The sequence below is a fragment of the Roseospira goensis genome, assembly GCF_014197795.1.
Lineage (GTDB): Bacteria > Pseudomonadota > Alphaproteobacteria > Rhodospirillales > Rhodospirillaceae > Rhodospira > Rhodospira goensis.
This window is the reverse complement of the sequence record NZ_JACIGI010000021.1, coordinates 1-26153: the sequence shown is the minus strand read 5'-3', so window position 1 is coordinate 26153 and position 26153 is coordinate 1. Positions and strand designations below refer to the sequence as shown.

Sequence of the window (26153 nt, the reverse complement as noted above, 5' to 3'; positions counted from 1 at the left end):
GACGGCGGGGCCGTCCACCGAAACACGCACCCAAGAAGGAAACCAACCCATGTTCCTGGTGCCCGAATCGGTCGCCCGCGACCTGGTGACGCCCGCCGCCGCCTTCGCGGCCGTCGAGGCCACCTTTGCCGCCATGGCGCGCGGCGACGCCTGGAACTTCCCGGTCGTGCGCGAAACCCTGGGGCATGCCGACGCGGTCTACGGCTTCAAGTCCGGCTTCGACCGCGCCGGGCAGGTCCTGGGCCTGAAATCCGGCGGCTACTGGCCCGGCAACGCGGACAAGGGCCTGACCAACCACCAGTCCACGGTGGTGCTGTTCGACCCCGATACCGGCCGCCCCCATGCGGTGGTCGGCGGCAATCATCTGACCGCGCTGCGCACCGCCGCCGCCAGCGCGGTCTCGATCAAGCATCTGGCGCGCCCCGACGCCCATGTGCTCGGCATCGTCGGCGCCGGCCATCAGGCCCCGTTCCAGCTTCACGCCGCCGCCGCGCAGCGAACGTTCTCCCGCGTTCTGGGCTGGAACGTCGATCCCTCGATGCTCGACCGCCTGGCCGAGGCCGCCGCCGCGGTCGGCCTGCCGTTCGAGGCCGTCGACCGCGACACCCTGGGCGCGCGCGCCGACGTCATCATCACCATCACGTCGTGCTTCGAACCCCTGCTGATGTGCGGCCAGGTGCGGCCGGGGACCCACATCGCCTGCATGGGCACCGACACCGCGGGCAAGCAGGAGCTGGACCCCGCCCTGGTCAGCACCGCCCACGTGTTCACCGACGAGATCGACCAGGCGGTGCGGCTCGGCGAGTGTCAGCACGCGGTCGAGGCCGGGCTGCTGACGCCGGCGGCGATCACGCCGCTGGGCGCGGTCCTCACCGGCGACCGCCCGGGCCGGGTCGACGCCGACGAGATCACCCTGTTCGACGGCACCGGTGTTGGCCTCCAGGATCTGGCGGTCGCCGCCGTGGCGGTGCGGCTGGCGCGCGCGCAGGGGCTGGCGCAGAGCGTGGACATGTGAGCCGGCATCGGGGACAGTGCGGACCGATCCGCCCTGTTCCCCCACCGTTCGTGGTGCCCCGATGCTCAACCCTGCCCTCGACCAGTTGCCCGACAGCCCTTTTGCGCGCATGAACGCGCTGATCGCCGATGTCACGCCGCCGGACGATCCGCCGCCGCTGCTGATGTCGGTGGGCGAGCCGCAGAACCGCTACCCGGCGTTCGTGGCCGAGGCCCTGGCCGAGAACGCCCACCTGTGGGGCAAGTACGTCAGCCCGCGCGGCACCGACGCGCTCAACGCTGCCATGGTCGGGTGGCTGGAGCGACGCTTCGGCCTGCCTGCCGGCGTGATCCGGGCGGGCGAGTCGATCGCGCCCCTGGCCGGCACCCGCGAGGGCCTGTTCATGCTGCCGCAGGTGGTGACCCCGCGCCGCGCCGAGGGCACCAACCGGCCGCCCGCGGTTCTGATCCCGAACCCGTTCTACCACACCTATGCGGGTGCCGCCCTCACCGCCGGCGCCGAGCCGGTGTTCCTGAACACCACCCGGGAGACCGGGCACCTGCCCGACCTGGACGCGGTGGACGCCGACACCTGGGCGCGGACGTCGCTGTTCTACCTGTGCTCGCCGACCAATCCGGCCGGCACGGTGGCGGACCTGGACTACCTCACGCGCGCCGTGGAGTTGGCGCGAACCCACGACTTCGTGCTCGTGGTCGACGAGTGCTACGCCGAACTGTACTACGGCGCCCCGCCGCCGACGGCGCTCCAGGCCGCCCTCGCCCTGGACGGCACGCTGGACAACGTGGTCGTGTTCCACTCGCTGTCGAAGCGCTCCAGCCTGGCCGGCCTGCGCGCCGGCTTCTGCGCCGGCGACCCGGGGGTGATCCGGCCGTTCCTGAAGCTGCGCGACTACGGCGCGGTGTTCATCCCCCTGCCCTCCCAGGCCGCCGCCGCCCGACTGTGGGCGGACGATGCCCATGTGGCGGAGAACCGCGCCTACTACCGCCGCAACGTCGAGATCGCCGATGCCGTGCTCGGCGATCATCCGGGCTACGCCCGCCCGGAGGCCGGGTTCTTCCTGTGGCTGGAGGTCGGCGCGGACCGGGCCGAGACGACCGCCCGGCGCCTGTGGGCGGAGGCCGGGGTCAAGGTGGTCCCGGGCGCCTACTTCGGCCGCCCCGACGCCCACGGCGTCAACCCGGGCGCCCCCTACATCCGCCTCGCCCTGGTGCACGACGCCGCCACCGTCGAGGCCGCGCTGCGCCGCATCCGGCCCCTGCTGTAGCACGGTGGTCCGGCGGAGCGGCCGCCCGCCCGAGTCGGCCGCGGCCGGCGCGTCGGGCCGTCCGCACCCCGCCCCCTTTTTTGAACAATTACAAATCTGTCATCGGACGGACAAGACACAGTAAGGCAGTCGGGTATAGTCTCCCATCATCAGGTCGGGCGCTCCACGGACCGGCCTAAACCCCCGACAAGGGGGATGCTCGATATCCAGCCATACCCCTCCTGGGACCGCACGCCTCAGCCACGTTCGGTCCCGCCGGGTCCGGTCGGTCCAGCCAGCCGCCGGTCCCCAGAGATGGACCCTCACCGGCCCGCGTGCCTCAGCCACACGTCAGGTCGGTCCCATCACGCAACGCCCGCCGCGCCTCCCCGCGGCGGGCGTTTCGTTTGCGGCCCTGTGGCATGGCGGGGCGGGCCGCGCTACGCTACGGGCGTCGATCCTGCACAGCCACGGAGGCTACGGTGGCCGCTCCGCCGTCCGGAAAACCCGAGAAAGGGGTCCTGGTCCCGCCCCCGAAGCGCGCCGGCCTGCGCTCGCGCGCCGCCCGGCCGGTCGGGCGCAGCCTCGCCGAGCGCCAGCAACCCGCCAACATGGTGTGCCAGCGCTGCGGCGCCGAGTTCGCCTGGGAACGCGCCGACAAGCCGGGCAGCCCGGGCACCGAGTGGTCGGCCCGGCTGGTCAAGGGATCGGAGAAATGCGACTGCGGCTACGGCCTGCGCAGTCGCAACAAGCGCGGCCCCCATCCGTGACGGCGCCGGGCCGCGCGACGGATAGGATCATTGCCCGATCCGTAGCCTCCCGTCTGACATGGAGACCCCGATGCCCCTCACACCCCCCGGCGGACGGTGCCGGCGGAGATGGGTGCCCGTCCTGCTGGCGCTGATGGCCGTGCTGCCAACCCTCGCCGGTGCCGAGCCCGGTCCGGCGCCCACGGCCACGCTGGCCCTGACCATCACGGACCTGGCGGAGTCGGGCGGCACCGTCTACGTCGCCGTCTACGACGACCCCGCCGCCTTCCTGGACGCCGACGCCAAGCGGGCGGGCACCAAGGCCACGGTCCGCGGCGACCGCGTCACGGTGCGTATCCCGGACCTGGCGCCGGGCCGCTACGCCGTCGCGGCCTATCACGACCAGAACGACAACGGCCGCTTCGATACGGGGCTTTTCGGTATCCCGCTGGAAGGCTTCGGCTTCACCCGCGACCCCAGCGTGGTGCCGGCGCGGCCCACCTTCGCGGATGCCGCGGTCACGGTCACGGCGCCCGAGACGCGCCACACCTTCCGCATGCGCTACGCCCTGTAGGGCCGGCGCCGCCGGGGCGATCGGTTCGGTCACTGAAATTGACACACATTTTCTGTTGGATTAGCCGGCGGGCGCTCCATATGTTCATCGCACAAGCCCGCACCTGCGGTGCGCGCGGCTTCCCGAATCACCGACGGAGGGAAAACGATGACCGACCAGAGGCTTGCCACGCCGATCGAGACCGGCCTTGAGGAGAACGCCCGCACCAGTGTGGCGCAGGGGCTGACCGGCGTGCTTGCGGCGACCTTCACCCTGGCCCTGAAGACCCACAACTTCCACTGGAACGTCACCGGGCCGCGCTTCCAGGGCCTGCACGCCCTGTTCGAGGAGCAATACACCGACCTGTACGGTGCCGTGGACGAGATCGCCGAGCGCATCCGGTCCCTCGGCAGCGTGGCCCCGGGCGGCCTGGGCCGCTATGCCGCGCTGAGCGTGATCGAGGATGCGCCCGAGACGCCGCCGGCCGCCGATGCGATGGTCAGCACCCTGGCGAAGGATCACGACGCGCTGGCCCGCGCCATCCGGCCGCTGATCGCGGAGGCGGCCGAGGTCTCCGACGAGGTCACCGCCGGGCTGCTCACCGACCGCCTGGGCGTGCACGAGAAGACCGCCTGGATGCTGCGCGCCACGGCGGGCTGACGGCGGCGGGTCCCACGCCGGAGCGTGGGACCCAGAAACCGGGGTTCTCGCGCCCCCCGCTCCCGCGGGGGCGCAGCGCGCAAACCGGTCCCACGCCGGCGCGTGGGACCCAGAAACCGGGGTTCTTGCGCCCCCGCTCCCGCGGGGGCGCAGCGCGCAAACCGGTCCCACGCCGGAGCGTGGGACCCAGAAACCGGGGTTCTCGCGCCCCCGCTCCCTTGGGGGCGCGCCGCGTCAGGCCGGCGGCCAACCGGCGTCATGCACCATCAGGTCCATGACCGTCTCGCGCCGGCGCACCAGATGGTCGGCGCCGTCGGCGTCCAGCATCACCACCGCCGGTGCCGGCCGGCCGTTGTAGTGCGTCACCTGGTCGACGGCATAGGCGCCCACGTCCAGCAGACAGAGCACGTCCCCCACGGTGCTGCCGAGCGGGAGCGCCCGATGCGTCGGCAGCCGCACCAGCAACCGGCGCAGATCCTCGGCCCGCTCGGCCAGCGCCGGCATCGCCGCCAGCAGCGCGGCGACCTGACTTTCCCCGTCCACATCGAAGAACACGTCGCCGCCGTCGCACAGCGGTCCGCCGACCCGGAACGGCGTGTCGTGCGACGCCCCGGCCCGGGTCGCGTTGACCATGTGGAAGTACCACTTGTAGCCGAACTGATCGCCCAGGACGTTGAAGCCCGCATCCAGCAGCAGCCAGCGCGCCCCGTCGCGGGCCTTGGCGTTCACCACGCGGGCCAGCAGCACCGCCGCGCCGGCCACCAGCGACCGCCCGGGCTCCAGGACCACCGTCACGGCCTCGCCCAGACCGTCGCGGATCGGCGTCAGCAGGGCCGATGCCGCCTCGTCCGGCCCGATGCCGGCGTGGAGGTAGTCGGGCACCGCCCCCGGGGCCGGCGCGGCCACATAGGCCACCGGCAGGCCGCCGCCCACGTTCACGCTCGGCACCGCACGGCCGGTTGCGGCGGTGACCATGCGGACCAGGTCTACCACCCTTTGCCCCACCGCCGCGAAGGTGGCGGCGTCGGTGATCTGCGACCCGGCGTGGACGTGCACGCCGACCAGGTCGATCCGGTCGCCGGCCCCCGCCAGCACCGCCGCCAGCGCCGGCAATTCACCGGGGGTGCAGCCGAACTTGGTCGCCGCGCCCCCGGTCTCCTGCCCGGGGGCCGTGCCGCCGGTCAGGTCCGGCACCAGGCGCAGGGCCACGCGGGCCGGCCGGCCCACATCGCCGGCCATCGCGGCGGCCCGCTCCAGTTCGTGCACCGAGTCGATGTTGATCGCCCCCACGCCGAGGCGGATCGCGTGCGTCAGGTCGGCGTCGGTCTTGGCGACCCCGTTGAACACCACCTGGTCGGGGCGGAAGCCCGCCAGCATGGCCTTTTCGAGTTCGCCGCCGCTGTTGACCTCAATGTCGGCGCCGGCGGCGCGCATCAGCTCCAGCACCGCCCGCAGGCCACAAGCCTTGGCCGCATAGGCGATGCGGGTGTTGGGATGGTGCCGGTCCAGGGCCGCCCGCAGCCGCGCCAGCGCGGCTTCGATGCCCGGGCCGTCGAACACGAACAGCGGTGCGCCGTAGCGCGCGGCCAGGGCGTCGGCGGTCTGGCCGCGCAGGGTCAGGCGGCCGTCGGTCAGGTCCGGGAACGGCGGCCGGCGCCAGGGGTCCGCCGGCACCAGCGTGGCCAGCGGGGCGGTCTGCAGGGAGGCGGGCATGGCGGCTCCGGGATCGGTGCTCAGGGGTCACGGGGTGTCACCCCCCGGGATCCGCGCGCGTCACGAGCCCAGGATGGCGTCGATCTCGCTCTGGTCCAGGGTGGTCTGGGCACCGTGGATGATCGCGCCCGCCATGTCCATCAGGCGTTGCAGAGCCTGGCTCGCACTGCGCGCCTGCATCGCCACGGCCTCGGTCTCGCCGGCGGCCAGCGCGGCCTCCATGCGCTCCACGGTGGCCAGCGCCAACATGTTCATCTGCGCGATGGTCTCATCGAAGGGCACCCGGTACCGCGGCGGGCACAGGGCGAATGCCTCGATGGCCAGCGCCTTGTCGCGGAACGCGCTGTCGGCGAAGTGGTCGGTGTAGGACTTCGGCTGCCACTCCTTGCAGTCCTCGACCAGGTCCGGCATATCCGGGACCATCTCCAGCATCATGATGATCTCATTGAAATGATTGAGATAGTCGGTCGCCAGCAGGGTCTCCGGGTTGATGTTGGTGCCCGCCAGCCGCGCCCGCACCGCGACACAGGCGGCCGAGTCCGGGCGCGCGGTCGCGCGGGTGTCGTCCGTCGTGTCGTCCGTCGTGTCGTCCGTGGTCCCAGGCGTGCCGTCGTCCGCGGCCTTGTCCGTCGACGCCGCTTCGGCGGGCGCCGGCTCGGAAGCCCTGGTGGCGCGCGCATCCGTCATGGCCCGCCTCCCCTATGCTGTAACATTCTGTCCGCGAGCCCACTTTAGCACCCTACATTCTCTTGGAAAATCAATCGTTTCAGGTTCAACCTGGCCGTTATTGTGCAGCGCACAAAAACCCATTGACACGGCCCCGAAACGCACTAAACTCAGGGAGTATATTGCAGTGCAGCATGGCGAGCCCACGAGGCATCACCGGCTGCCCTGCGCCTCAAACGGAATGCCAAGACGCCCGGCGCTCAGGGCGCACCCGCCGGCCGGCCGGGCCGGCGCAGACCGAGAGACCCGCGAGTCCGCAGACACGAAAGGCACATGCCATGATCCGCACCTACGAAGATCTGATGTCCTTCAACAAGGACAACCTGGACGCCGCGAGTGCCGCCAGCAAGGTCCTGGCGAAGGGCCTGGAAGACATGAGCAAGGAGGCGGTGGCCTTCTCGTCCAAGTCCATGGACGGCGCGGTCGCGGCCAGCAAGCAGCTGGGCGCGTGCAAGACGCCCGCCGACTTCACCAACCTTCAGACCAAGCTGGTCAAGGACAACTGGGATGCCATGGTGGCCCAGTCCAAGAAGATGGTGGACCTGTCGAACAGCGTCATGAAGAGCACCATGGAGCCGCTGCAGGCGCGCACCAAGGCGGTCATCGACGGCTTCGCCCGCGCCTGATCACCGGGACCCCGGGAACACGCCACGACCCCCGTGCCCAGCGGCGCGGGGGTCGCGTCGTATCCGGGCCATGGTCCGGGGACTCAGGCCGGATCGCCGGTGTCGGCCACCAGGCCGGCCTTGGTGATCGCCGCCACGGCGCACGCTTCGTCGTTCTCCGACAGATCGCCGGTCACGCCGACGGCGCCCAGGATGCGGCCCTCGGCCGAGCGGACCAGCACGCCGCCCGGCACCGGCACGGCCAGACCGCCGGCGAGGTCGGACAGGGCGTTCATGAAGCCCGGCATCTTCTGCGAGCGGCGCGCCAGCTCACGCCCGCCCATGCCGAGCGAGAGCGCACCGAAGGCCTTGCCCAGGGCGATCTCGGGCCGCAGCACGCTGGACCCGTCGGCGCGCTTCAGCACCTTGAGGCGGCCGCCGTCGTCCAGCACCGCCACGGTGAGCGGTTGCAGGCCGTCGGCGCGGCCGGCCTCCAGCACGGCGTCGGCGATGGCATCGGCGGTGTCCAGCGAGAGGGAGTGTTCGAACATGAAACCTGTCCTTGGGTCGTGTCCAACGGAGGAAGGAAGGAGGGCCGGCCAGCCGCGCCGTCGTGTATGGACGGCCGTGGCGTGTCAGACGGCCGCCCCGACTATGTGATTCAGGGCAGATTCACGTCATCCATCAGACCCACGCTGTGGTTCAGATTGACCACGATCTGCCCTACGCCGCCAGCGTATGCAGGCGCGCCTTGGCCTCGCGGCGGCGGCGGTGCAGCACCGGCTCGGTATAGCCGTTGGGCTGGGCGGCCCCGTCGAAGATCAGGTCACAGGCCGCCTGAAACGTCACGCTGCCGGCCGGATCGGGCGCCATCGGGCGATAGGCCGGATCGCCGGCGTTCTGGCGGTCGACCACGGCGGCCATGCGGGTCAGGGTCGCCATCACCTGCTCCCGCGCGCAGATGCCATGGCGCAACCAGTTGGCGAGATGCTGACTGGAGATGCGCAGGGTGGCGCGGTCCTCCATCAGGCCGACGTCGTTGATGTCCGGCACCGTCGAGCAGCCGATGCCCTGATCCACCCAGCGCACCACATACCCCAGGATCCCCTGGCAGTTGTTGTCCAGCTCCTGCTGGATCTCTTCGGCCGACCAGGACGGATCGGCCGCCAGCGGAATCGTCAGGATGTCGTCCAGGCTGGCGCGCGGGCGGTCGGCCAGCGCGGCCTGGCGCGCCGCCACGTCCACCTGGTGATAATGCAGCGCGTGCAGCGTGGCCGCGGTGGGCGACGGCACCCAGGCGGTGTTGGCGCCGGCCTCCGGATGGCCGATCTTGGCCGCCAGCATATCCGCCATGCGCGCCGGCATGGCCCACATGCCCTTGCCGATCTGGGCGCGGCCGCGCAGCCCGCAGGCCAGGCCGACGTCGACGTTGCGGTCCTCGTAGGCCTGGATCCAGGCGGTGCCCTTCATGTCCGCCTTGCGGATCATCGGGCCGGCCTCCATCGACGTGTGAATCTCGTCGCCGGTGCGGTCCAGGAAGCCGGTGTTGATGAACACCACGCGGGCGCGCGCGGCGGCGATGCAGGCGGCGAGGTTCACCGTGGTGCGCCGCTCCTCGTCCATGATGCCCATCTTGAGGGTGTTACGGGCCAGCCCCAGGGCGTCCTCGACGCGGGCGAACAGGGTGTCGGCGAACGCCACCTCGTCCGGGCCGTGCATCTTCGGCTTGACGATGTAGACCGACCCGGCGCGGCTGTTGCGCAGCGGGCCGGTGCCCTTGAGGTCATGCAACGCGATCAGGCTGGTAAACAGGGCGTCCAGGATGCCCTCGGGCGCCTCCGAGCCGTCCGGCAACAGCACCGCGTCGCTGGTCATCAGGGGACCGACGTTGCGCACCAGCATCAGGGCGCGCCCAGGCAGGGTGAGGGTGCCGGCGCCGTCGGGGGTAGTGAACACGCGGTCCGGGTTGAGGCGGCGGGTGTGCCGGCGGCCGTCCTTCTCGAAGGTGGCCGCGAGGTCGCCCTTCATCAGGCCCAGCCAGTTGCGGTAGACCGCCACCTTGTCGGCCGCGTCGACGGCGGCGACGCTGTCCTCGGCGTCCTGGATGGTGGTAACCGCCGATTCCAGCACCACGTCCGCGACCCCGGCGGGATCCGTGCGGCCGATCGGATGGGTGCGGTCGATCACGATTTCCAGGTGCAGGCCGTGACGGCGCAGCAGCACGGAGGCCGGCGCCGCGGCCTCGCCCGTATAGCCCGCCAGGGCGGCCGGATCGGCGAGACCGCTGGTGCGACCGTCGGCCAGCGTCACCGCCAGGGCGCCGTCCCGGATGGCATAGCCGGTGGCGTCGGCGTGCGAGCCCGCCGCCAGCGGCGCCGCCGTGTCCAGGCGACGCCGCGCCTCGGCGATCACCCGGGCACCGCGCGCCGGGTCGTACCCCGCCCCGGCCGGCGCGCCCGCGTCCTGCGGGATCGCGTCGGTGCCGTAGAGGGCATCGTACAGGCTGCCCCAGCGGGCGTTGGCGGCATTGAGGGCGTAGCGCGCGTTCATCACCGGCACCACGAGCTGGGGGCCGGCGATCGACGCGATCTCGGGATCGACGTGGGCCGTGGTCGCCTGCGCCGCCGCGGCGTCGGGCTCCGCCCGCAGGTAGCCGATGTCGCGCAGGAAGGCGACATAGGCCGCGTGATCGTGCTGTTGGCCGCGCCGGTCCGCATGCCAGGCGTCAATCGCGCGCTGCATCCGGTCGCGCTCCGCCAGCAGCGCCCGGTTGCGCGGGGCCAGATCGGTCAGGATCGACTCCAGCGACGCCCACAGGGACGCCGCCTCGATGCCGGTGCCGGGCAACGCCTCCTCGGTGACAAAGCGGTCCAGGCTCTCGGCGACGCGCAGGCCACCCCGTTGCACAGTGCCGGTCACGACAGGTCTCCTCTTCCGGTTCAGGACCACGCCTTTGCGGGCAGGATCGGCCCTGCTCGTCTGGCGCCTCATGACCTCTCCATATGGACAGGTCGGCCGGCGTCGTGAGCCCCCCTTTCCGCATTGCGGAAAGCACTTTCTTTTCGCCGGCGGATGCGGCGGCGGCTTGACCGGGCGGCCGGGGCAAGGCACCGGTACGGGATCGCTCGTCTCCTCCTGCGCCGAGGCCCGCCGCATGACCGCCCCCGTCGTTCTCTGGTTCCGCCGCGACCTGCGGCTCTCCGACAACCCGGCGCTGAGCGCCGCCGTCGCCACCGGCCGGCCGGTCGTTCCGGTCTACATCCTGGACGGCGAGGGCGAGGATGCCCGCCCCCTGGGGGGGGCGGCGCGATGGTGGCTGCACGGCTCGCTCGCGGCGCTCGCCGCGGACCTGGACACGCGCGGCGCCGGGCTGGTGCTGCGACGCGGGCCGGTGCGCACGGTGCTGACCGATCTGGTCCGGGAGACCGGGGCCGACGCCGTGTTCTGGACCCGGATGGCGGGGTCGGACGAGACACCGCTGGCCGACCACCTCGCCGGGCTGGGGGTGACGGCGCGCCGCTACGCCGGGTCGCTGCTGTACGAACCCGAGGCGGTCCGGAACAAGCAGGGCCAGCCGTTCCGCGTCTTCACGCCGTTCTGGAAGCACCTCCAGACCCTGGACCCGCCGCCACGCCCCCTGCCCGCCCCCGACGCCATCCCGGCACCCACGGCCTGGCCGGACGGCGATGCGCTGGAGGACTGGGGCCTGCGGCCGACGCAGCCGGACTGGGCCGGCGGCCTGCGCGCCACCTGGGTTCCGGGGGAGGATGCCGCACACACCGTCCTTGAGGGTTTCCTGGACGATCAGGCGCCAGCGTACGCCGACCAGCGCGACGCGCTGGGGGCGGACGCCACCTCGCTGTTGTCCCCGCACCTGCGCTTCGGGGAGATCAGCCCGCGCCAGATCTGGCATGCAGTGCGCGACCGGCCGTATGACCGCGGCGCCGAGTCGTTCCTGCGCGAGGTGGGCTGGCGCGAGTTCTCGTATCACCTGCTGCACCAGCATCCGGCCATGCATGACGAGCCCCTTCAGGAGGCATTCGCCGCCTTCCCCTGGCGCGACGACCCGGAGGGCCTGCGGGCCTGGGCGCGGGGCCGGACCGGCTATCCGGTGGTCGACGCCGCCATGCGCCAGCTCTGGGAGACCGGCTGGATGCACAACCGGGCGCGCATGATCGTCGGCTCGTTCCTGGTCAAGGACCTGCTGATCGACTGGCGGGCCGGCGAACGCTGGTTCTGGGACACGCTCGTGGACGCCTGCCCGGCCAACAACACCTGCTCCTGGCAGTGGATCGCCGGCTGCGGCGCCGACGCGGCCCCGTACTTCCGCGTCTTCAATCCGGTGTTGCAGGGCGAGAAGTTCGACGCCGACGGCGCCTATGTGCGGCGCTGGGTGCCGGAACTCGCCGGCCTGCCGGACCGGGTGCTGCACAAGCCCTGGGACGCGCCCGCGCTGGTGCTGCGCGAGGCCGGGGTGACGCTGGGCGAGACCTATCCCGCCCCGATCCTGGACCACAAGGCCGCCCGCGACCGCGCCCTGGCCGCGCTGGAGACGATCAAAGGCCCGTCGCAGGGCGGCGACGGATAGAGCGGCCCGCCTCAGGCCCCGCCACGGCGCGCAGCCCCGGATGCGACGCCGGACGGGGGCGCCGCCGCGGGGGCATCAGTCCGTCAGGTCCTCGAAGAACTCCTTGACCTTCTTGAAGAAGCCATGGCTTTCGGGACTGTGGGAATCGTCCCCGCCGGCCTTGGCGAACTCTTCCAACAGCTCCTTCTGGCGCTTGGTCAGGTTCACCGGCGTCTCGACGACGGCCTGGATGAACATGTCGCCGCGCGCCGAGCTGCGCAGCACGGTCATGCCCTTGCCGCGCAGCCGGAACTGGGTGCCGGTCTGGGTGCCGGCCGGGATCGTCACCTTGGCGCGGCTGCCGTCGATGGACGGGACCTCGATCGACCCGCCCAGGGCCGCGGTGGTCATGGCGATGGGCACCCGGCATTGGATGTTGGCGCCGTCGCGCTGGAACAGGCGGTGCGGGGCGACCGACAGGAAGATGTAGAGGTCGCCGGGCGGCCCGCCGCGCAACCCGGCCTCTCCCTCGCCGGCCAGACGGATGCGGGTGCCGTCCTCGACGCCCGCCGGGATGGTCACCTCCAGCGTCTTGTCGCGACGCACCCGGCCGGCGCCGCCGCAAGCGGTGCACGGGTCAGCGATCGTCTTGCCCTGGCCGCCACAGGTGGGACAGGTGCGCTCGATCGTGAAGAAGCCCTGCTGGGCGCGCACCCGGCCCATGCCTCCGCAGGTGCCGCAGGTCTTGGGCTGGGTCCCGGCCTTGGCGCCGCTGCCCTCGCAGGTGTCGCAGGTCACGGACGTCGGGACGTTGATCGACGTCTTCTTGCCGGCGAACGCCTCTTCCAGCGCGATTTCCATGTTGTAGCGCAGGTCGGCGCCGCGCGTGCTCTGACGGCCGCCGCCACGCCGGCCGCCCCCCATGAACTCGCCGAACATCTCGTCGAAAATGTCGGCGAAGCCGCCGGCGCCGCCGAAGCCATGGAAGCCGCCGCCGCCCCCGGGTCCGCCGCCCTCGAACGCGGCATGCCCGAAGCGATCATAGGCGGCCCGCTTCTGGTCGTCCTTGAGGACCTCGTAGGCCTCGTTCAGGTCCTTGAACTTCTGCTCGGCATCCCGGTCATCCGGGTTGCGGTCCGGATGGTATTTCATGGCCAGCTTGCGGTAGGCCTTCTTGATCTCGTCGGCCCCGGCCGATTTGCCGACCCCCAGTACGTCGTAGTAGTCCCGTTTGCTCATCCCGTCTGGCCCTTCCGGCGGCGATGCTGTCGTCTCCGGCCGGCCCCGCACCGCCGGGCGGGCGGGGCGCGCCCCCTTGCGTGACGGGTCCTTCCGCAACGGGCCCGTCCGTCACGTGAAGGGGCCGCCACCCGGATCCGCGCGCGGTCCCGGTGGCGGCCTCCGTCACCAAAGCAGGCCGGGCCTACTGGGTCTTCTTGCCGTCGTCGACTTCCTCGAAGTCGGCATCAACGACGCCCTCGTCGCCCTTGCCGGACCCGGAGCCGGTCCCACCGCCGGTCGCGTCCCCGCCGGCGGCCCCGCCGTCCGGACCCGCCTCCTGCTGGGCCTTGTACATGGCCTCGCCCAGCTTCATGGCGGACTGCTGCAGGGCGTCGGTCTTGGCCTTGATGTCGGCGAGATCCTCGCCGTTCATGGCCTCGCGCAGGGCGGCGACGTCGGACTCGATCTTGGCCTTGTCCTCGGCCGGAATCTTGTCGCCGTATTCCGACAGCGTCTTCTCGGTGGTGTGGACCAGACCGTCGGCCTGGTTGTGGGCCTCGACCAGTTCGCGCCTCTGCTTGTCGGCGGCCGCGTTCTGCTCGGCCTCCTTGACCATGCGCTCGATGTCGTCGTCGGACAGCCCGCCCGAGGCCTGGATGCGGATGGTCTGCTCCTTGCCGGTCGCCTTGTCCTTGGCCGAGACGTTGACGATGCCGTTCGGGTCGATGTCGAACGTGACCTCGATCTGCGGCACGCCGCGCGGCGCGGACGGGATGCCGACCAGATCGAACTGACCCAGCAGCTTGTTGTCCGCCGCCATCTCGCGCTCGCCCTGGAAGACGCGGATCGTCACGGCACTCTGGTTGTCCTCGGCGGTCGAGAACACCTGGCTCTTCCGGGTCGGGATGGTGGTGTTGCGGTCGATCAAACGGGTGAACACACCGCCCAGGGTCTCGATGCCCAGCGACAGCGGGGTCACGTCGAGCAACAGCACGTCCTTGACGTCGCCCTTCAGCACGCCGCCCTGAATGGCGGCGCCGATGGCGACCACCTCGTCCGGGTTGACACCCTTATGCGGCTCGCGACCGAAGAAGTCCTTCACCACCTGCTGGACCTTCGGCATGCGGGTCATGCCGCCGACCAGGATCACCTCGTCGATCTCCGAGGCCTTCATGCCGGCGTCGGACAGCGCCTTGCGGCAGGGCTCCACGGTGCGCTGGACCAGATCATCGACCAGGGCTTCCAGCTTGGCGCGGGTCAGCTTGATGTTGAGGTGCTTGGGCCCGCTCTGGTCGGCCGAGATGAACGGCAGGTTGACCTCGGTCTGCATCGACGAGGACAGCTCGATCTTGGCCTTCTCGGCGGCCTCCTTCAGGCGCTGCAGGGCCAGGCGGTCCTGGCGCAGGTCGATGCCCTGTTCCTTCTTGAACTCGGTCGCCAGGTAGTCGATGACGCGGGCGTCGAAGTCCTCGCCGCCCAGGAAGGTATCGCCATTGGTCGACTTCACCTCGAACACGCCGTCGCCGATCTCCAGGATCGAGACATCGAAGGTGCCGCCGCCCAGGTCGTAGACCGCGATGGTACCCGACGTCTTCTTGTCCATGCCGTAGGACAGCGCGGCCGCGGTCGGCTCGTTGATGATGCGCAGCACCTCCAGGCCGGCGATCTTGCCGGCATCCTTGGTGGCCTGGCGCTGGCTGTCATTGAAGTAGGCCGGCACGGTGATCACGGCCTGGGTGACGGTCTCCCCCAGATGGGCCTCGGCGGTCTCCTTCATCTTGCCCAGGATGAACGCGGACACCTGGCTGGGGGCGTAGGCCTCACCGTGCGCCTCGACCCAGGCATCGCCGTTGTCGCCCTTGACGATCTTGTACGGGACCAGACCCTTGTCCTTCTCGACCGTAGGATCACTGTAGCGGCGGCCGATCAGGCGCTTGATGGCGAACAGCGTGTTCTCGGGATTGGTCACCGCCTGACGCTTGGCCGGCTGGCCGACGAGGCGCTCGCCGCCGTCGGAGAACGCCACCATCGACGGCGTCGTGCGGGCACCCTCGGCGTTCTCGATCACGCGGGCATCCTTGCCGTCCATCACCGCGACACAGGAGTTCGTGGTCCCCAGGTCGATACCGATCACCTTACTCATCTGCATTTCTCCATTCTGGCGAAGCGCGGCGGCCCCATCAGGCACCGCGGCGATTCCCGGAGGCTGATCCCCGCGCTCGGGGACCGTGGTCCGTCTGCGATCGCCCCCCGGGCTGGCCCGGAGCCGGCCACGGGCCGGGCGCGGCCCCGGGGGCGGGCGTAAGCTGGGCGCTATATAAGAACCGGGCCGGAGGGCCGCAACAGAAACCCGAGCCGCCCGGCACGTCCGCGCCGCGGCCCACGATCCGCGGTGCCAGAACCTTGACGATGCCCGACGACCGGAGGACGCTGACGCCGAGCCGGCCTGTGTCCGGGCCACCGGATCCCACTCGTCCGGGCACGGCGGTCCGGACCGCGCGCGGGCCCCACCCGGCGGTCACGACGGTCGCCGGCGGCCTGCATCCCGCAGCCAGGAGTCGAGACCAAGGAAGGACGCCCGCGATGACCCGCTTTGCCCAGGTTCTGGCCGCCGCCCTCACCGGCGCCGCGCTGATGTCCGTCACCGCCCTGCCCGCCCACGCCGACGACGTCGAGGACTCGATCCAGGCCGCCCTGGAGGCGTATCAGGCCGGCGACATCGCCCTCGCCAAGGAGGAACTGGACTTCGCCAGCCAACTCTTGTCGCAAATGAAGGCGGCGGGCCTGGCCGACTTCCTGCCCCAGCCGCTGGCCGGTTGGACGCGCCAGGACGCCGAGACCCAGGCCATGGGCGCGGCCATGATGGGCGGCGGCCTGAGCGCCAGCGCGGCCTACGAGAAGGACGGCGGCGAGACGGTGACGATCGAGTTCCTGGCGGACAACCCGATGGTTACCGCCATGGCCGGCATGTTCGGCAACTCGGCCGCCATGGGGGCCATGGGCACCGTCAAGCGCATCAACCGTCAGAAGGTGGTCCTGACCAACGACGGCCAGCTCCAGGCCCTGGTCAACAACCGCATTCTGGTGCAAATCGGCGGCTCCGCCGGGGCCGAGGACAAGGAAGCCTACTTCAGCGCCATCGACATCGACGGCCTCAAGGATTTCTGAGGCCCCGGACCATCCCGGCGCCCGCCCGGCCAGACCCGTCCGGTCGCGTGTGGACGGCCCGGAGGTTTCAAGGTCGAAACAGCGAAAGATCGGCGCCGGTTGGACTGCGGTCATGTGTCCGGCCTGTCGACGCGGCGCAAGACCGCTGGCCCAGAGGGACTCCGCGATCGAAGCCCAAACAAACCCATGGCATGGTATGTCGTTGCCGGCAACGGGTTTCATCGTTCCTTGGTTCGACCGATCGCCATCTTTCGCTGATGCCTTGAACCTGCTGATCAGCAACGCGCGATGCCGCAGAACGATTGTCGCGGCCTGCTCGTCCACTGTCTTCACCGGCACCTGTCTTCACCGGCACCTGTCTTCACCGGCACCGGGCGCATCGTCCGGACGCGATGCCGCCTCACTGGTCGCGATAGCGTCATTGCGATCATTCTCGCCCCGCTTAGAGCCGATTGTTCGAAATCAAAACCGCAGATGCGGTCCGATTTCGAACGTAAATTGGCTCTACATTATCGGTTCTACAGCCGATTATCGCGACAAACCGAAGTCGTGCCGCGAGTCCGGTTTGTCGCAATCGGCTGTAACGAACGGTTTCACGGATTGAGGCGCAATCAGCGTCACCCGATGCCCCATGCCGGTGAGAAGCCGCCCCCAATGATGGGAGCCCGCGCAAGCCTCAAGTGCAATCTCCGTCGTTCTCCGTCGTTGGCAGCTTCGCGAGAAATGACTCGACCTGTGAACGCCGCAGCTCACGGTTCAGACCCGGCTTTTCTCCGTCATCAATGCCATGAAGCGTGAAGAGATGCTTGGACGTGTCCATCGAAATGCGCTGGAATGCCATCGGCGGCCCTCCTCGGGTTGGTAGAACGACCTGATCTTGGCACAGTCGATGCCGGTGGACCGTCCACACCAACAAACCCGGGACGGTTCACCTCGCATTCGGTCACCGCTGGTCGCGGCGGCTACTCCACCAGCGGCACCCCGATGCTGTCGCGCACCGTGAACAGCAGGTCGTGGAAGCTGCCGGTGACGTGGTCGCGCCACAGCCGGCGCAGGAAGGCATCCGCCCCCGGCGGGGCGATGGGGTCCTGCGTGAACGGGCCGCGCGGCAGCACCCGGTCGCCCGTGACCGGATCCAGGAAGGTCCAGACCTGACGCCAGCGGTCGCCCTGGAATTCCATCGCATAGGCCGACGGCCGGATCTCGGCGTCGACGACCGCACCGTCACGCACCGCCGCGCGCGCGGTCTGGCCGATCACCACCCGGTAGCGGCGGCCGGCGAACGCCACCTCTCGCGCGGCGCCGAACACCTCGAACAGGCCGGTGGCGTTCCTCTCGCGGTGGAAGAAGGCGGTGTACGCCGTGCCCATCAGGGGGCGGCCGTGCAGGCCCCGGCCGCAGGCGGCGCGGAACACGACCGGGTCGGACAGCGGCTCCAGCAGGCCGGCGGTGTTGAGGGTGCGGGCCGGGTCGTCGCGGCAGTGGTCCAGCATGGCGGCGACCAGGCGGTCGGCGTCGGCGCGCACCCGGCCGGCGCGGTCGGCGTGGGCCGGCTCGGCCGCGAGCAGGGCCAGGACGACCCCGGCCAGGGCCAGGAGACGGCCCGCGCGCAGCCGCCGGCGCGGGTCAGCGGTCATGGTCATCGCGGCTCGCCGTCAACACCTGCAGCACAAGCACGCCGAAGAAGGTCAGGACCATGATGTTCAGCAGAACGCCGAACTCGGGCGCACCGTTGCTCTTGGTGAACAGCGCCACGACGAAGGCGACGGGCGCCCCGACCATCCCGACGGCCAGGGCCATCGCACCGGCGCCCACGAGAGCCTCAACCGGGTCGTCGGAGGACCGCGGTTCACGGGTCTCCCGGCCGCCCTTGGAGGGCGCCCGTTCGCGGGTCTCCCGGTCGGCCCAGCCGGACACCAGCCTGAAGAGACCGAAGAGCAGGCCCCAGACAACGTAAAGAACCAGGACCCCACCTATGCCGGCCAGGATGAGGCTGAGCATCGCTCCAACCCTCCACATCGCCCGTGACCAGGGGGGCGCCACCCATCGTTGAGGGTAGCCGGACCCGCCCGCCCCGTCGACCATGGCATCAACAAGATGCCCGACTGGACCTGACACGCACGTGCCCGGTTCTGGCATGCCGCCATGAGAGGAATGGACTCCGCTTGGGGAACCGAACGACTCCCGGTCGCCGTGGCTTTCAACAATCCAACGCGGTACCGCGTCGCCTGCCTATCCCTTGCGTTGTGGATGAGAACGCATGAGTATCGTTCAGGATGCGCCGGACTGAATGCCAGCATGGGTCGCATGGGTCTCACGGGTCGCAGGGACGGCGCCTGGTCGGGGGAGAGCATGACGTATCGCGCGTTTTTCCAAACCGCCTTTGGGCATGAACATGATCCATACGCGTGGCAATCGGCGCTGGCGGAGGCCTCCGACTGGCCCGACGCCCTGATCGCGCCTACCGGACTCGGCAAGACCGCCGGCGTGGTGCTGGGCTGGGCGTGGCGCCATGCCCAGGGCGACCCGGCGGCGCCGCGCCGGCTGGTCTACTGCCTTCCCATGCGCGCGCTGGTCGAGCAGACGGCGGGCGCAACGCAAGGCTGGATGACCAACCTTGCCGCGTTCCCGGGTTTGCCGCGATGCGAGGATGTCCATGTCCTGATGGGCGGCGCGGACGAGCCGCCGTGGTACCGGGACCCGGACCGCCCCGCCATCCTGATCGGCACCCAGGACATGCTGGTCAGCCGGGCGCTGATGCGTGGCTACGCCATGAGCCGGTTTCGTTGGCCGGTGGACTTCGCCCTGCTGCACACCGACGCCCTGTGGGTGTTCGACGAGGTGCAGGCCATGGGAGCGGCGCGGCCGACCTCGACCCAGCTTGAGGCGTTCCGGCGGTCCATGGGAAGCGCGCGGCCGGCGCGCAGCCTGTGGGTGTCGGCGACGCTGAAGAAAGAGTGGCTGGCCAGCGTGGATTTTCAGACCACGCCGACGGTCTGGCGCGTGCCTGAGGACTTTCCGGAGGATGCCGCCGGCGACCGCGTGCAGGCCATCGTCTCGGCGCGCAAGCCGGTGACCCGAGTCGAGGCGCCGCCGCCCAGCCAGAAGAAGGACGAAGCCAAGGCGTATGCGCAAGCCCTGGCGCAGACCGTGCAGGACCAACACCGATCCGGTCATCCCACCTTGGTCATCGTCAACACCGTGGCCCGGGCACAGGCGGTTCACGCGGTGCTATCGGCCGCATCGGGCTCGGAAACCCTGCTGATCCACTCCCGGTTCCGGCCGGCGGAACGAGCGGCCAAGGCCAAGGCGCTGCCCGCGCCGGGCGCGCCACGGGATGTCATCATCGTCGCCACCCAGGCCATCGAGGCCGGCGTGGATCTGTCCGCCGCCGTCATGGTGACGGAACTGGCGCCCTGGGCCTCGCTGGTGCAGCGCTTCGGCCGCGTCAATCGGCGCGGCGAGTACAGCGCCGACGGCGGCGCCCCGCTGGTCTGGATCGACGTCCTGGACGGGGCCGACGACAAGGATGCGCCATCCCGCGCCGCGCCCTATGACGTGAAGGACCTGGAAGAGGCGAGAGACCGTCTGCATGAGTTGTCCGACGCCGCGCCGTCGGCTCTGGGCGGACCCGGCGATCCGACGCCAGTGCGCCGGGTGCTGCGCCGCAAGGACCTGATCGAGCTGTTCGACACCGACCCGGACCTGACCGGCTTCGACGTCGACATCTCGCCCTACGTCCGCGACGCCGACGACACCGACGTGCGCGTGTTCTGGCGCGAGGATGCTGCGAACACCCTGGAGACCCAGCCCGCGCCGACGCGCGACGAGCTGTGCGCCATTCCCATCGGTCGGGCCAGGACATGGCTGAAGGGCAAGACGGCTTACCACGCCGATCCGCAGGCGCGGCCCGGGAAGGACGGCGGGGACCGCGTCCCGACGTGGCGGCCATTGTCCTCGGACGGCCCGTGGCCTGGACTGGTGCTGATGCTGGATGTGTCAGTGGGCGGCTACACGCCGGACGGCGGCTTTAACCCCGACAGCAGGGCGCCGGTGGCGCCGGTCCCGCACGACCCGGACTCCGCTGCCGAGACCGCCGACGCCGACCCAGACAGCAGCAAAGACGTCCCGGTGCCGCTGACCGCGCACCTTGGCCATGTGGCCAAGGAGGCCGAGGCGCTGTGCGACACGCTGGGCGTGACCGGAGCGGACCGCGATGCGGTGGTGACCACCGCCCGCTGGCACGATGTCGGCAAGGCGCATGCGGCATTTCAGGCGCGGCTGGGCAATGCCGAGCCGGGGGCGGCGCCGCTGGCCAAGGCGGCGGCCTACCATCGGGACAGGGGGCGCGCCTATTTCCGCCATGAACTGGCCTCGGCGCTGGCGTTCCTGGCCCACCATGGCTGGGCGCGCGAGGCCGATCTGGCCGCCTATCTGATCGCCGCCCACCACGGCAAGGTGCGGCTGTCGCTGCGCGCCCTGCCCAAGGAACAGCCGGCCCCCGACGGCCGCCGCTTCGCCCGGGGCGTGTGGGAGAGCGATCCCCTGCCGGCCGTGGACCTGGACAACGGCACGGCCTCGCCGGAGCGGACGCTGGTTCTTTCGGTCATGGACCTGGGGTGGGACGACGAAACTGGCGCAAGCTGGACCGAGCGCACCCGCGCCCTGCTGGACCGATACGGGCCGTTCCGGCTGGCGTGGCTGGAAGCCCTGGTGCGCCTCGCCGACTGGCGCGCGTCCGAGGCGGAGCAAAAGGGGGGCACCAATGACTGACACACGCACGGCACCCGTGCATACCCACCGCCTGGAGGGCTGCACGCCGACCCCGCTGGCCGGCTACCTGAAGGCCCTGGGGGTGCTGCGCCTGCTCTCCACGCCCGACAACAGCGCAACGGGGGAGGCCGCCGACCCGACCGCGCGCGGGTTCTGGAAGGACGAGGCGTTCCACCTCGAAACCCGCCTGGACCGCGAGAGCCTGTTGCGGTTCTTCCTGGAGGACTACGCCCCGTCGCCCATCGTGGCGCCGTGGAATGCGGGCAGCGGGTTCTATTTCCAGGAGCGAAAAAGCAGCGAGAAGGATCCGACAACCGGCAAGAAGATCAAGACCGGAGTCCGGGACCAGGAAACGCAGGCGACACGCCGCATCAGCGCCTTGAGCGCGACCGAAGCCCCACGCCTGGAGCGTCTTGCTCGGGCTATGCGGGATGTTCGCGCGCTGTTGGACGCTCTGGGCGCCGATCGGGCACCGTCCGAAACCGAGAAGGTGGCCCTGATGGAGCGGCTCCGTGCCATGCCGGACGACAGCATCGCCGACTGGCTCGATGCCGCCGTTGCATTGACAGGCGACGAATTCGATCCGGCGGCTCTTCTGGGCAGCGGTGGCAATGACGGGAACCTGGAGTTCTCCGGCGCCTTTCATCGGGCTCTGATGTCGTTGATTGACCCGACGACGGGTCTGGCACCATCCACCAACGGCGCCGGCCTCTCCCTGGCCCTGTTCGGGCAAGCCGGCATGGTCGGCGAGACAAACGGCCTGAGCCAATTCTCGCCGGGGCGCATCGCGGCGCCCAACGCCACCACCGGATTCTCTGGGGACGGCGGCGAGGACGCCTGGTCGATCATCTTCCTCGTAGAAGGTTCCTTGGCCTTTGCTGGCACGGTTACGCGCCGCGGCGAGGCCCACCGGCCGCGCGGCAGCTTCCCGTTCACGGTCTCGCATCGGGGCACGGGATCGGGTGCCGTGGTCCTGGCCGATGAGGACTCCAACCGGTCACGGGAGATCTGGCTGCCGCTGTGGACCCGGCCCGCGCTCTACCCCGAATTGCGCGCCCTGTTCGCGGAGGGCCGTGCTCACATCGGCGAGCGTGCCGCGAGGGATGGACTGTCTTTTGCCCGCGCAGTGGCGGCCCTGGGCGTCAACCGGGGACTCGACGCGTTCGAGCGCGTCGGCTTCGAGGCGCGTTACGGCAACATGTTCATCACCGCGCCCCTGGGCCGCTTCCACACGCCCCGGCCGGGGCAGGCTTCCGACGACTTCATCGCCGATCTGGACCGCGGGGACTGGCTGGCACGGGTGCGGTCCATGGCGCGCGACACGACCGCGCCGGCCCGCGCCACGACAGCGTTCCGTCGGCTGGAGGACGCGTTGTTTCTGATGACCTCGGCCAACCGACGCGAGGACGGTGCCCGCGCTGCCCTGATAGCGTTGGGCGATGTGGTGGCCTGGATGGTCTCCAGCAAGGAGGCGCGGGACAAGCTTTCTCCGCCGCCTCGCCTGCGCTCTGCATGGGTTCAGGAAGCCGACGACCGCTCCGCCGAATTCCGTATCGCCGCCGCGCTGGCCAGCCTGGGGTGGGGCGACACCCGAACCGGCCCGCCTTCCGAAGCCACGCTCGGCGCCAATGGTGACGGCGCGGACCATGTTTCCGAGGTGACCTCCGACGCGCCCGCGCGCGACCACCCACCGCGCCGGCTTCCCATGGCCGCGCATTTCGCCCCGCTTGACCTGAGCGTGGCGGATCAACCGTGGTGGCGCTGGAATGACGACCGACCCGCCGGGGAGCGTAGCGCCGAGCCCCTGGCCGTGTGGGGCGCGGGCGGGCTGGTGCGCAATATGGTCGCGGTACTGGACCGCCGCCTGATTGAGCAGGCCATGCGCGGGCTGGAAGACAAGCCCCTGGCGGCCGCCGCGCCGGCCCGCCTGTCCGACGTGCTGGCCTTCCTGACCGATCGGGGCTTTGACGACACCCGCTGTGCCCGCCTGCTGGCCGGGCTGGTGTGGGCCAAGCCAGCGCGTCTCAAGGTGGATCAGCGGGAACGCCAACACCCGCCCTTCGCCTATGCGGCCTTGAAACCGCTGTTCACGCCGGATGCCGCCCTGCGGGCGGAAACGATCCTGCCGGACGGCGCCCGGCTGCCGGTGCCGCCCGGCCTGATCGCGCGCCTGCGGACGGGCGAGACCGACGCGGCGGTGCGGTCGGCTCTGGCGCGGGCGCGCGCCTCCGGGCTGGCCTCGCCCTTCGACCCAGCCCGCCTAGGCGACACAAAGACCTGTTTCGGCGCCGGCCTGGAGGGCGACCGGCTGGCCGCCGCCCTGCTGATCCCGCTGCGTTCGCGGGACCTAAGAACGCTGATCGACATCGCCTACCCCGACCCCACTGCAGCGAACCCCTCCGAGGAGACCACCGATGCCGCTTGATTTCTCCGCCCTGGCAACCGAATCCCGCCTGCTGATCGAGGTGCCGTTACGGCCCGTGCAGGGCACGCGGTTTCAGCCCACCGGTTTCCCCAACCTGGGTGCCGCCGTCTACAGCCATCCCGACGCCGACAAGGGACAGGTGGTGCTGGTCGAAAGCGCCCAGAGCATGGCCAACCGCCTGGAGACCGTCTGCTGGGATGAGCCCAACGACGACTGGGTCGCACCCCTGAAAGGCCTGCCGGTGGTCAAGGTGGTGGATAAGGACGGCAAGCCGCTCACCAACTCCCTGCTGGAGGCGCACCGGCTCAATTCGCCGTATATTCTGGAAGGTAAGGACAAGACGGTTTTGGACATGCTCAAGGCGCGCCTGGCCTCCATGGAGGAAGGACGCGTGGACCTGCGCGAATTGGCGCGCGTTCTGCTGGAGTTCGACGCCAACGCCCTGCTGCACGGTGTGTTCCTGGCCAAGAAGGAGCTGGCCGGCGGGCGGTTGCGCCTGCCCCGCGCCCTGTCCGCGTTCATCGAGGCCGGCGATGCCAAGGTCGCGGCCAGCGGTGGTGTGAAGAACGATTCCGTCAACCCGTCCGGCGACGCGGCTAAGGGCTTCGGCAACGTTCCCTTTGCCCGCGATGAATACACCTCGCCCGCCATCACCGCCTTCTTCAACCTCGACCTGCGCCAGATCCGCGCCTTCGGTCTGGGCACCGACGTCGGCGACCTGCTGATTGCATTGGCCCTGTTCAAGATCCGTCGCTTGCTGACCGATGGTCTGCGACTGCGCACCGCCTGCGACCTGGAACCGATGGGCGAGCCCAGGGTGACCCGGCCGGAAAGCGGATTCACGGTACCGCCGCTGAAAGACCTTGAGGCCGCCCTGCCGGGCCTGATCGAGGCCGTGGGCGCCAAGGGCCTGTTCGGCGATGACCGCGTGCTGACCGTCTCCTATGAAAAGAAGTAGCCTCCATGTTTGCTCTGATCCTCAGCTTCCCGGCCGGGCGCTATCACGCCACGCCCTGGGGGCGGAACGTCAACGAGGCGGACGTGGCCTGGCCGCCGGAGCCGTGGCGGCTGCTGCGCGCGCTTGTCGCCACCTGGTGGCGCAAGGGCGACCATGACCGCTGGCCGCGTGACACCCTGGCGCGCTTGGTCGAGGCCCTGGCGGAAACTCCACCCGTCTTCCACCTGCCGGACGACGCGGTCCACAGCCACACCCGCCACTACATGCCGGCGCCGGTGAAAACGACGCTCGTCTTCGATGCGTTCGCCCATCTGCCCCGGGACGGCGCCATCGTCGCCGCATGGCCTGACGTGACCCTGGACGACGACCTGCTGGCCCTGGCCCGGGATCTGGCGGACGGGCTCGGCTACCTCGGCCGGGCGGAAAGCTGGGTCGAGGCGACGGTTTCAACCGAGTGGCCCGTCGAAAAGGCCAACTGCAAGCCCGTGAACGGTACGGCCGCCACGGAGGCGGAAGGCGATCCCGTCCGTGTGCTGGTGCCGCTGCAGGCGGCCAAGTATTGCGAAGAGCGCGCCCGCCTGATCGGGGAGACTGAGGCACGATTGACTTCGGAATACACCGCGGCCGGCAAGAAACCGCCGACACCCAAGGCGCTGGCGCAGAAGGTGGACGGAACCCTCAAGGGCACCCTTCCGGACACCCTGCTGGATGCCCTGTCGCTGGACACCGGCGACCTTCAGAAGGTCGGATGGACCCGCCCGCCCGCCTCGCGCGAGGTGGTCTATGTCCGGCCGCCGCTCTCTCCCACCGCCCGGCGCCGGCGCCGCCGTGCCCCGGCCGCCCCCACCGGCAAGACTCTGCCCACTGTCGCCCGCTGGGTGCTGACCGGCCGGCCCCGCCCGCGCGTCGAGGACACCATCCACATCGGCGAGGTGATGCGCCTCGCGGCCATGAGCAGGTTCGGGCGCGACACGGAAACAGGGCGGTTCAAGGCCCCACCCGAGATCTCCGGCCACGGTGAGGACAACAAGGCGCTGCGCATCCCCGAACACGCGCACGCCTTCTGGCTGCCGGAGGACGCCGACAACGACGGCTGGATCGACCACGTCACGGTCTGGCTGCCCCGCGGGTTCGACGGCGAGGCGCAAGCCAAGCTGTCCGGCCTGCGCAAGCTGTGGATGGATGCGGCGCGGGAATGGTCTTTGGCGCTGGAGGGCTTCGGTCGGCCGGACGATTTCGCGCCGGTCAGCCGCCTGTTCGGCCCGTCCCGCGCCTGGACCAGCCTGACCCCGTTCTTGGCCGCCGGTCACCTGAAGACGGGCGGGTACGACGCCGAGGTGCGCCGCCTGTTGCTCCGGCGAGGCATTGTGGGCCACACGGACGCAGCCGCCTTCCGTGTCAACGCGGAACCAGCCCTGCGCCTGGAGGGCGGCAAGGACCTGCGCCCCATCCACTTCCACCGCGTCCGCTCGCGCCGGGGCGAACGCCAGCCGGACAGCTTGGGCGCGTTCCTGACCCTGACCTTTCCAACGGACCAACCCGGCCCGTTGGCCCTGGGCTTTGCCAGTCATTTCGGCCTGGGCCTCTTCGGCCCCTCCCTTGCGCCCTGATCATAGAGCAGATCGCGCCAAAATGGAATCGCGCCACGGTCCCATTTCGGCGGGTGACTCTGCTCTAAAATCAGGTTCATCACGGAATTCCGGGGTAAGCGGCGCGGATCTTGAGAAAGAAGTAGGCGTCATCCCGGAAACCGTAGGCCATCCGCTTGATGACCTTG

21 protein-coding genes and 1 pseudogene are annotated in these 26153 nt (G+C 70.4%); 12 read left to right on the top strand and 10 right to left on the bottom strand.

Annotation, left to right across the window (positions count from 1 at the left end; genetic code table 11):
* Positions 1-49 precede the first annotated feature (49 nt).
* The 5 genes from bhcD to GGD88_RS12445 all read left to right on the top strand — a co-directional run bounded on the left by bhcD (position 50) and on the right by GGD88_RS12445 (position 4220).
* The gene (bhcD, locus tag GGD88_RS12465; protein ID WP_184435919.1) at positions 50-1015 is read left to right on the top strand and encodes an iminosuccinate reductase BhcD; all 966 of its coding nucleotides are present in this window, start codon (positions 50-52) and stop codon (positions 1013-1015) included.
* 61 nt (positions 1016-1076) lie between these two features.
* The gene (locus GGD88_RS12460) at positions 1077-2279 is read left to right on the top strand and encodes an aminotransferase class I/II-fold pyridoxal phosphate-dependent enzyme (protein WP_184435918.1); all 1203 of its coding nucleotides are present in this window, start codon (positions 1077-1079) and stop codon (positions 2277-2279) included.
* 461 nt (positions 2280-2740) lie between these two features.
* Entirely contained in the window at positions 2741-3028 is a 288-nt protein-coding gene (locus tag GGD88_RS12455) for a hypothetical protein (RefSeq protein ID WP_184435917.1), read from the top strand.
* Between the two features lie 112 nt (positions 3029-3140).
* On the top strand, positions 3141-3581 hold the full coding sequence (locus GGD88_RS12450) for a DUF2141 domain-containing protein (protein WP_184435916.1): 441 nt from the start codon (positions 3141-3143) through the stop codon (positions 3579-3581).
* Positions 3582-3728: 147 nt separating this feature from the next.
* On the top strand, positions 3729-4220 hold the full coding sequence (locus GGD88_RS12445; protein ID WP_184435914.1) for a Dps family protein: 492 nt from the start codon (positions 3729-3731) through the stop codon (positions 4218-4220).
* A 234-nt stretch (positions 4221-4454) separates the two neighbouring features.
* On the opposite strand, the gene GGD88_RS12440 is transcribed toward GGD88_RS12445, so the two are convergent.
* Positions 4455-5933, bottom strand: coding sequence for a diaminopimelate decarboxylase family protein (locus GGD88_RS12440; protein ID WP_184435912.1), 1479 nt, complete (start codon positions 5931-5933; stop codon positions 4455-4457).
* A gap of 60 nt (positions 5934-5993) precedes the next feature.
* On the bottom strand, positions 5994-6620 hold the full coding sequence (locus GGD88_RS12435) for a hypothetical protein (protein WP_343056353.1): 627 nt from the start codon (positions 6618-6620) through the stop codon (positions 5994-5996).
* A 317-nt stretch (positions 6621-6937) separates the two neighbouring features.
* On the opposite strand from GGD88_RS12435, the gene GGD88_RS12430 reads away from it, so the two are divergent.
* The gene (locus GGD88_RS12430; RefSeq protein ID WP_184435910.1) at positions 6938-7285 is read left to right on the top strand and encodes a phasin family protein; all 348 of its coding nucleotides are present in this window, start codon (positions 6938-6940) and stop codon (positions 7283-7285) included.
* Positions 7286-7368: 83 nt separating this feature from the next.
* On the opposite strand, the gene GGD88_RS12425 is transcribed toward GGD88_RS12430, so the two are convergent.
* Together GGD88_RS12425 and GGD88_RS12420 are read right to left on the bottom strand one after the other, a co-directional pair.
* Positions 7369-7815 (bottom strand): GlcG/HbpS family heme-binding protein, encoded by a 447-nt coding sequence (locus GGD88_RS12425; RefSeq protein ID WP_184435908.1) that lies wholly within the window; start codon positions 7813-7815, stop codon positions 7369-7371.
* Between the two features lie 172 nt (positions 7816-7987).
* A complete protein-coding gene (locus GGD88_RS12420) occupies positions 7988-10183 on the bottom strand; it encodes a malate synthase G (RefSeq protein WP_184435906.1) in 2196 nt (731 codons plus the stop codon).
* 235 nt (positions 10184-10418) lie between these two features.
* Between GGD88_RS12420 and GGD88_RS12415 the strand changes: the two genes are divergently transcribed.
* A complete protein-coding gene (locus GGD88_RS12415) occupies positions 10419-11852 on the top strand; it encodes a cryptochrome/photolyase family protein (RefSeq protein ID WP_184435904.1) in 1434 nt (477 codons plus the stop codon).
* Positions 11853-11927: 75 nt separating this feature from the next.
* On the opposite strand, the gene dnaJ is transcribed toward GGD88_RS12415, so the two are convergent.
* Positions 11928-13070: a molecular chaperone DnaJ gene (dnaJ, locus tag GGD88_RS12410; protein ID WP_184435902.1), complete on the bottom strand. Its 1143-nt coding sequence runs from the start codon at positions 13068-13070 to the stop codon at positions 11928-11930.
* Between the two features lie 184 nt (positions 13071-13254).
* Positions 13255-15195: a molecular chaperone DnaK gene (dnaK, locus tag GGD88_RS12405; protein WP_184435900.1), complete on the bottom strand. Its 1941-nt coding sequence runs from the start codon at positions 15193-15195 to the stop codon at positions 13255-13257.
* A gap of 440 nt (positions 15196-15635) precedes the next feature.
* On the opposite strand from dnaK, the gene GGD88_RS12400 reads away from it, so the two are divergent.
* A complete protein-coding gene (locus GGD88_RS12400; RefSeq protein WP_184435898.1) occupies positions 15636-16220 on the top strand; it encodes a hypothetical protein in 585 nt (194 codons plus the stop codon).
* A gap of 582 nt (positions 16221-16802) precedes the next feature.
* Here GGD88_RS12400 and GGD88_RS19410 read toward each other — a convergent pair.
* The 4 genes and pseudogenes from GGD88_RS19410 to GGD88_RS12385 all read right to left on the bottom strand — a co-directional run.
* Positions 16803-16913, bottom strand: a pseudogene (locus GGD88_RS19410) (IS110 family transposase); the annotation flags it as partial.
* On the bottom strand, positions 16897-17061 hold the full coding sequence (locus GGD88_RS12395; RefSeq protein ID WP_184435896.1) for a hypothetical protein: 165 nt from the start codon (positions 17059-17061) through the stop codon (positions 16897-16899). The pseudogene GGD88_RS19410 and the gene GGD88_RS12395, both read right to left, overlap by 17 nt.
* Before the next feature lie 121 nt (positions 17062-17182).
* Positions 17183-17857, bottom strand: a complete 675-nt coding sequence (locus tag GGD88_RS12390; protein ID WP_184435894.1) for a hypothetical protein — start codon at positions 17855-17857, stop codon at positions 17183-17185.
* On the bottom strand, positions 17847-18221 hold the full coding sequence (locus GGD88_RS12385; RefSeq protein ID WP_184435892.1) for a hypothetical protein: 375 nt from the start codon (positions 18219-18221) through the stop codon (positions 17847-17849). Before GGD88_RS12385 ends, GGD88_RS12390 begins: the two co-directional genes overlap by 11 nt.
* A 351-nt stretch (positions 18222-18572) precedes the next feature.
* Between GGD88_RS12385 and cas3g the strand changes: the two genes are divergently transcribed.
* The 4 genes from cas3g to csb2 are packed head-to-tail and all read left to right on the top strand — an operon-like array spanning position 18573 to position 25986.
* The gene (gene cas3g, locus GGD88_RS12380; protein ID WP_184435890.1) at positions 18573-20993 is read left to right on the top strand and encodes a type I-G CRISPR-associated helicase/endonuclease Cas3g; all 2421 of its coding nucleotides are present in this window, start codon (positions 18573-18575) and stop codon (positions 20991-20993) included.
* Positions 20986-23418, top strand: coding sequence for a type I-G CRISPR-associated protein Cas8g1/Csx17 (gene cas8g1, locus GGD88_RS12375; protein ID WP_184435888.1), 2433 nt, complete (start codon positions 20986-20988; stop codon positions 23416-23418). Before cas3g ends, cas8g1 begins: the two co-directional genes overlap by 8 nt.
* Entirely contained in the window at positions 23408-24376 is a 969-nt protein-coding gene (cas7g, locus tag GGD88_RS12370) for a type I-G CRISPR-associated RAMP protein Csb1/Cas7g (RefSeq protein ID WP_184435886.1), read from the top strand. Before cas8g1 ends, cas7g begins: the two co-directional genes overlap by 11 nt.
* 5 nt (positions 24377-24381) lie before the next feature.
* On the top strand, positions 24382-25986 hold the full coding sequence (gene csb2 / locus GGD88_RS12365) for a type I-G CRISPR-associated protein Csb2 (RefSeq protein ID WP_184435884.1): 1605 nt from the start codon (positions 24382-24384) through the stop codon (positions 25984-25986).
* The last annotated feature ends 167 nt before the right edge of the window (positions 25987-26153 follow it).

Bases quoted from the DNA above. Each gene is read 5' to 3' on its own strand.
- GGD88_RS12395 (WP_184435896.1), bottom strand. From the start codon at position 17,061: ATGGCATTCCAGCGCATTTCGATGGACACGTCCAAGCATCTCTTCACG.
- dnaJ (WP_184435902.1), bottom strand. From the start codon at position 13,070: ATGAGCAAACGGGACTACTACGACGTACTGGGGGTCGGCAAATCGGCC.
- GGD88_RS12435 (WP_343056353.1), bottom strand. From the start codon at position 6,620: ATGACGGATGCGCGCGCCACCAGGGCTTCCGAGCCGGCGCCCGCCGAA.
- GGD88_RS12430 (WP_184435910.1), top strand. From the start codon at position 6,938: ATGATCCGCACCTACGAAGATCTGATGTCCTTCAACAAGGACAACCTG.
- csb2 (WP_184435884.1), top strand. From the start codon at position 24,382: ATGTTTGCTCTGATCCTCAGCTTCCCGGCCGGGCGCTATCACGCCACG.
- GGD88_RS12400 (WP_184435898.1), top strand. From the start codon at position 15,636: ATGACCCGCTTTGCCCAGGTTCTGGCCGCCGCCCTCACCGGCGCCGCG.
- cas7g (WP_184435886.1), top strand. From the start codon at position 23,408: ATGCCGCTTGATTTCTCCGCCCTGGCAACCGAATCCCGCCTGCTGATC.
- GGD88_RS12385 (WP_184435892.1), bottom strand. From the start codon at position 18,221: ATGCTCAGCCTCATCCTGGCCGGCATAGGTGGGGTCCTGGTTCTTTAC.
- cas3g (WP_184435890.1), top strand. From the start codon at position 18,573: ATGACGTATCGCGCGTTTTTCCAAACCGCCTTTGGGCATGAACATGAT.
- GGD88_RS12445 (WP_184435914.1), top strand. From the start codon at position 3,729: ATGACCGACCAGAGGCTTGCCACGCCGATCGAGACCGGCCTTGAGGAG.
- GGD88_RS12425 (WP_184435908.1), bottom strand. From the start codon at position 7,815: ATGTTCGAACACTCCCTCTCGCTGGACACCGCCGATGCCATCGCCGAC.
- cas8g1 (WP_184435888.1), top strand. From the start codon at position 20,986: ATGACTGACACACGCACGGCACCCGTGCATACCCACCGCCTGGAGGGC.
- GGD88_RS12460 (WP_184435918.1), top strand. From the start codon at position 1,077: ATGCTCAACCCTGCCCTCGACCAGTTGCCCGACAGCCCTTTTGCGCGC.
- GGD88_RS12415 (WP_184435904.1), top strand. From the start codon at position 10,419: ATGACCGCCCCCGTCGTTCTCTGGTTCCGCCGCGACCTGCGGCTCTCC.
- GGD88_RS12390 (WP_184435894.1), bottom strand. From the start codon at position 17,857: ATGACCGCTGACCCGCGCCGGCGGCTGCGCGCGGGCCGTCTCCTGGCC.
- dnaK (WP_184435900.1), bottom strand. From the start codon at position 15,195: ATGAGTAAGGTGATCGGTATCGACCTGGGGACCACGAACTCCTGTGTC.
- GGD88_RS12440 (WP_184435912.1), bottom strand. From the start codon at position 5,933: ATGCCCGCCTCCCTGCAGACCGCCCCGCTGGCCACGCTGGTGCCGGCG.
- bhcD (WP_184435919.1), top strand. From the start codon at position 50: ATGTTCCTGGTGCCCGAATCGGTCGCCCGCGACCTGGTGACGCCCGCC.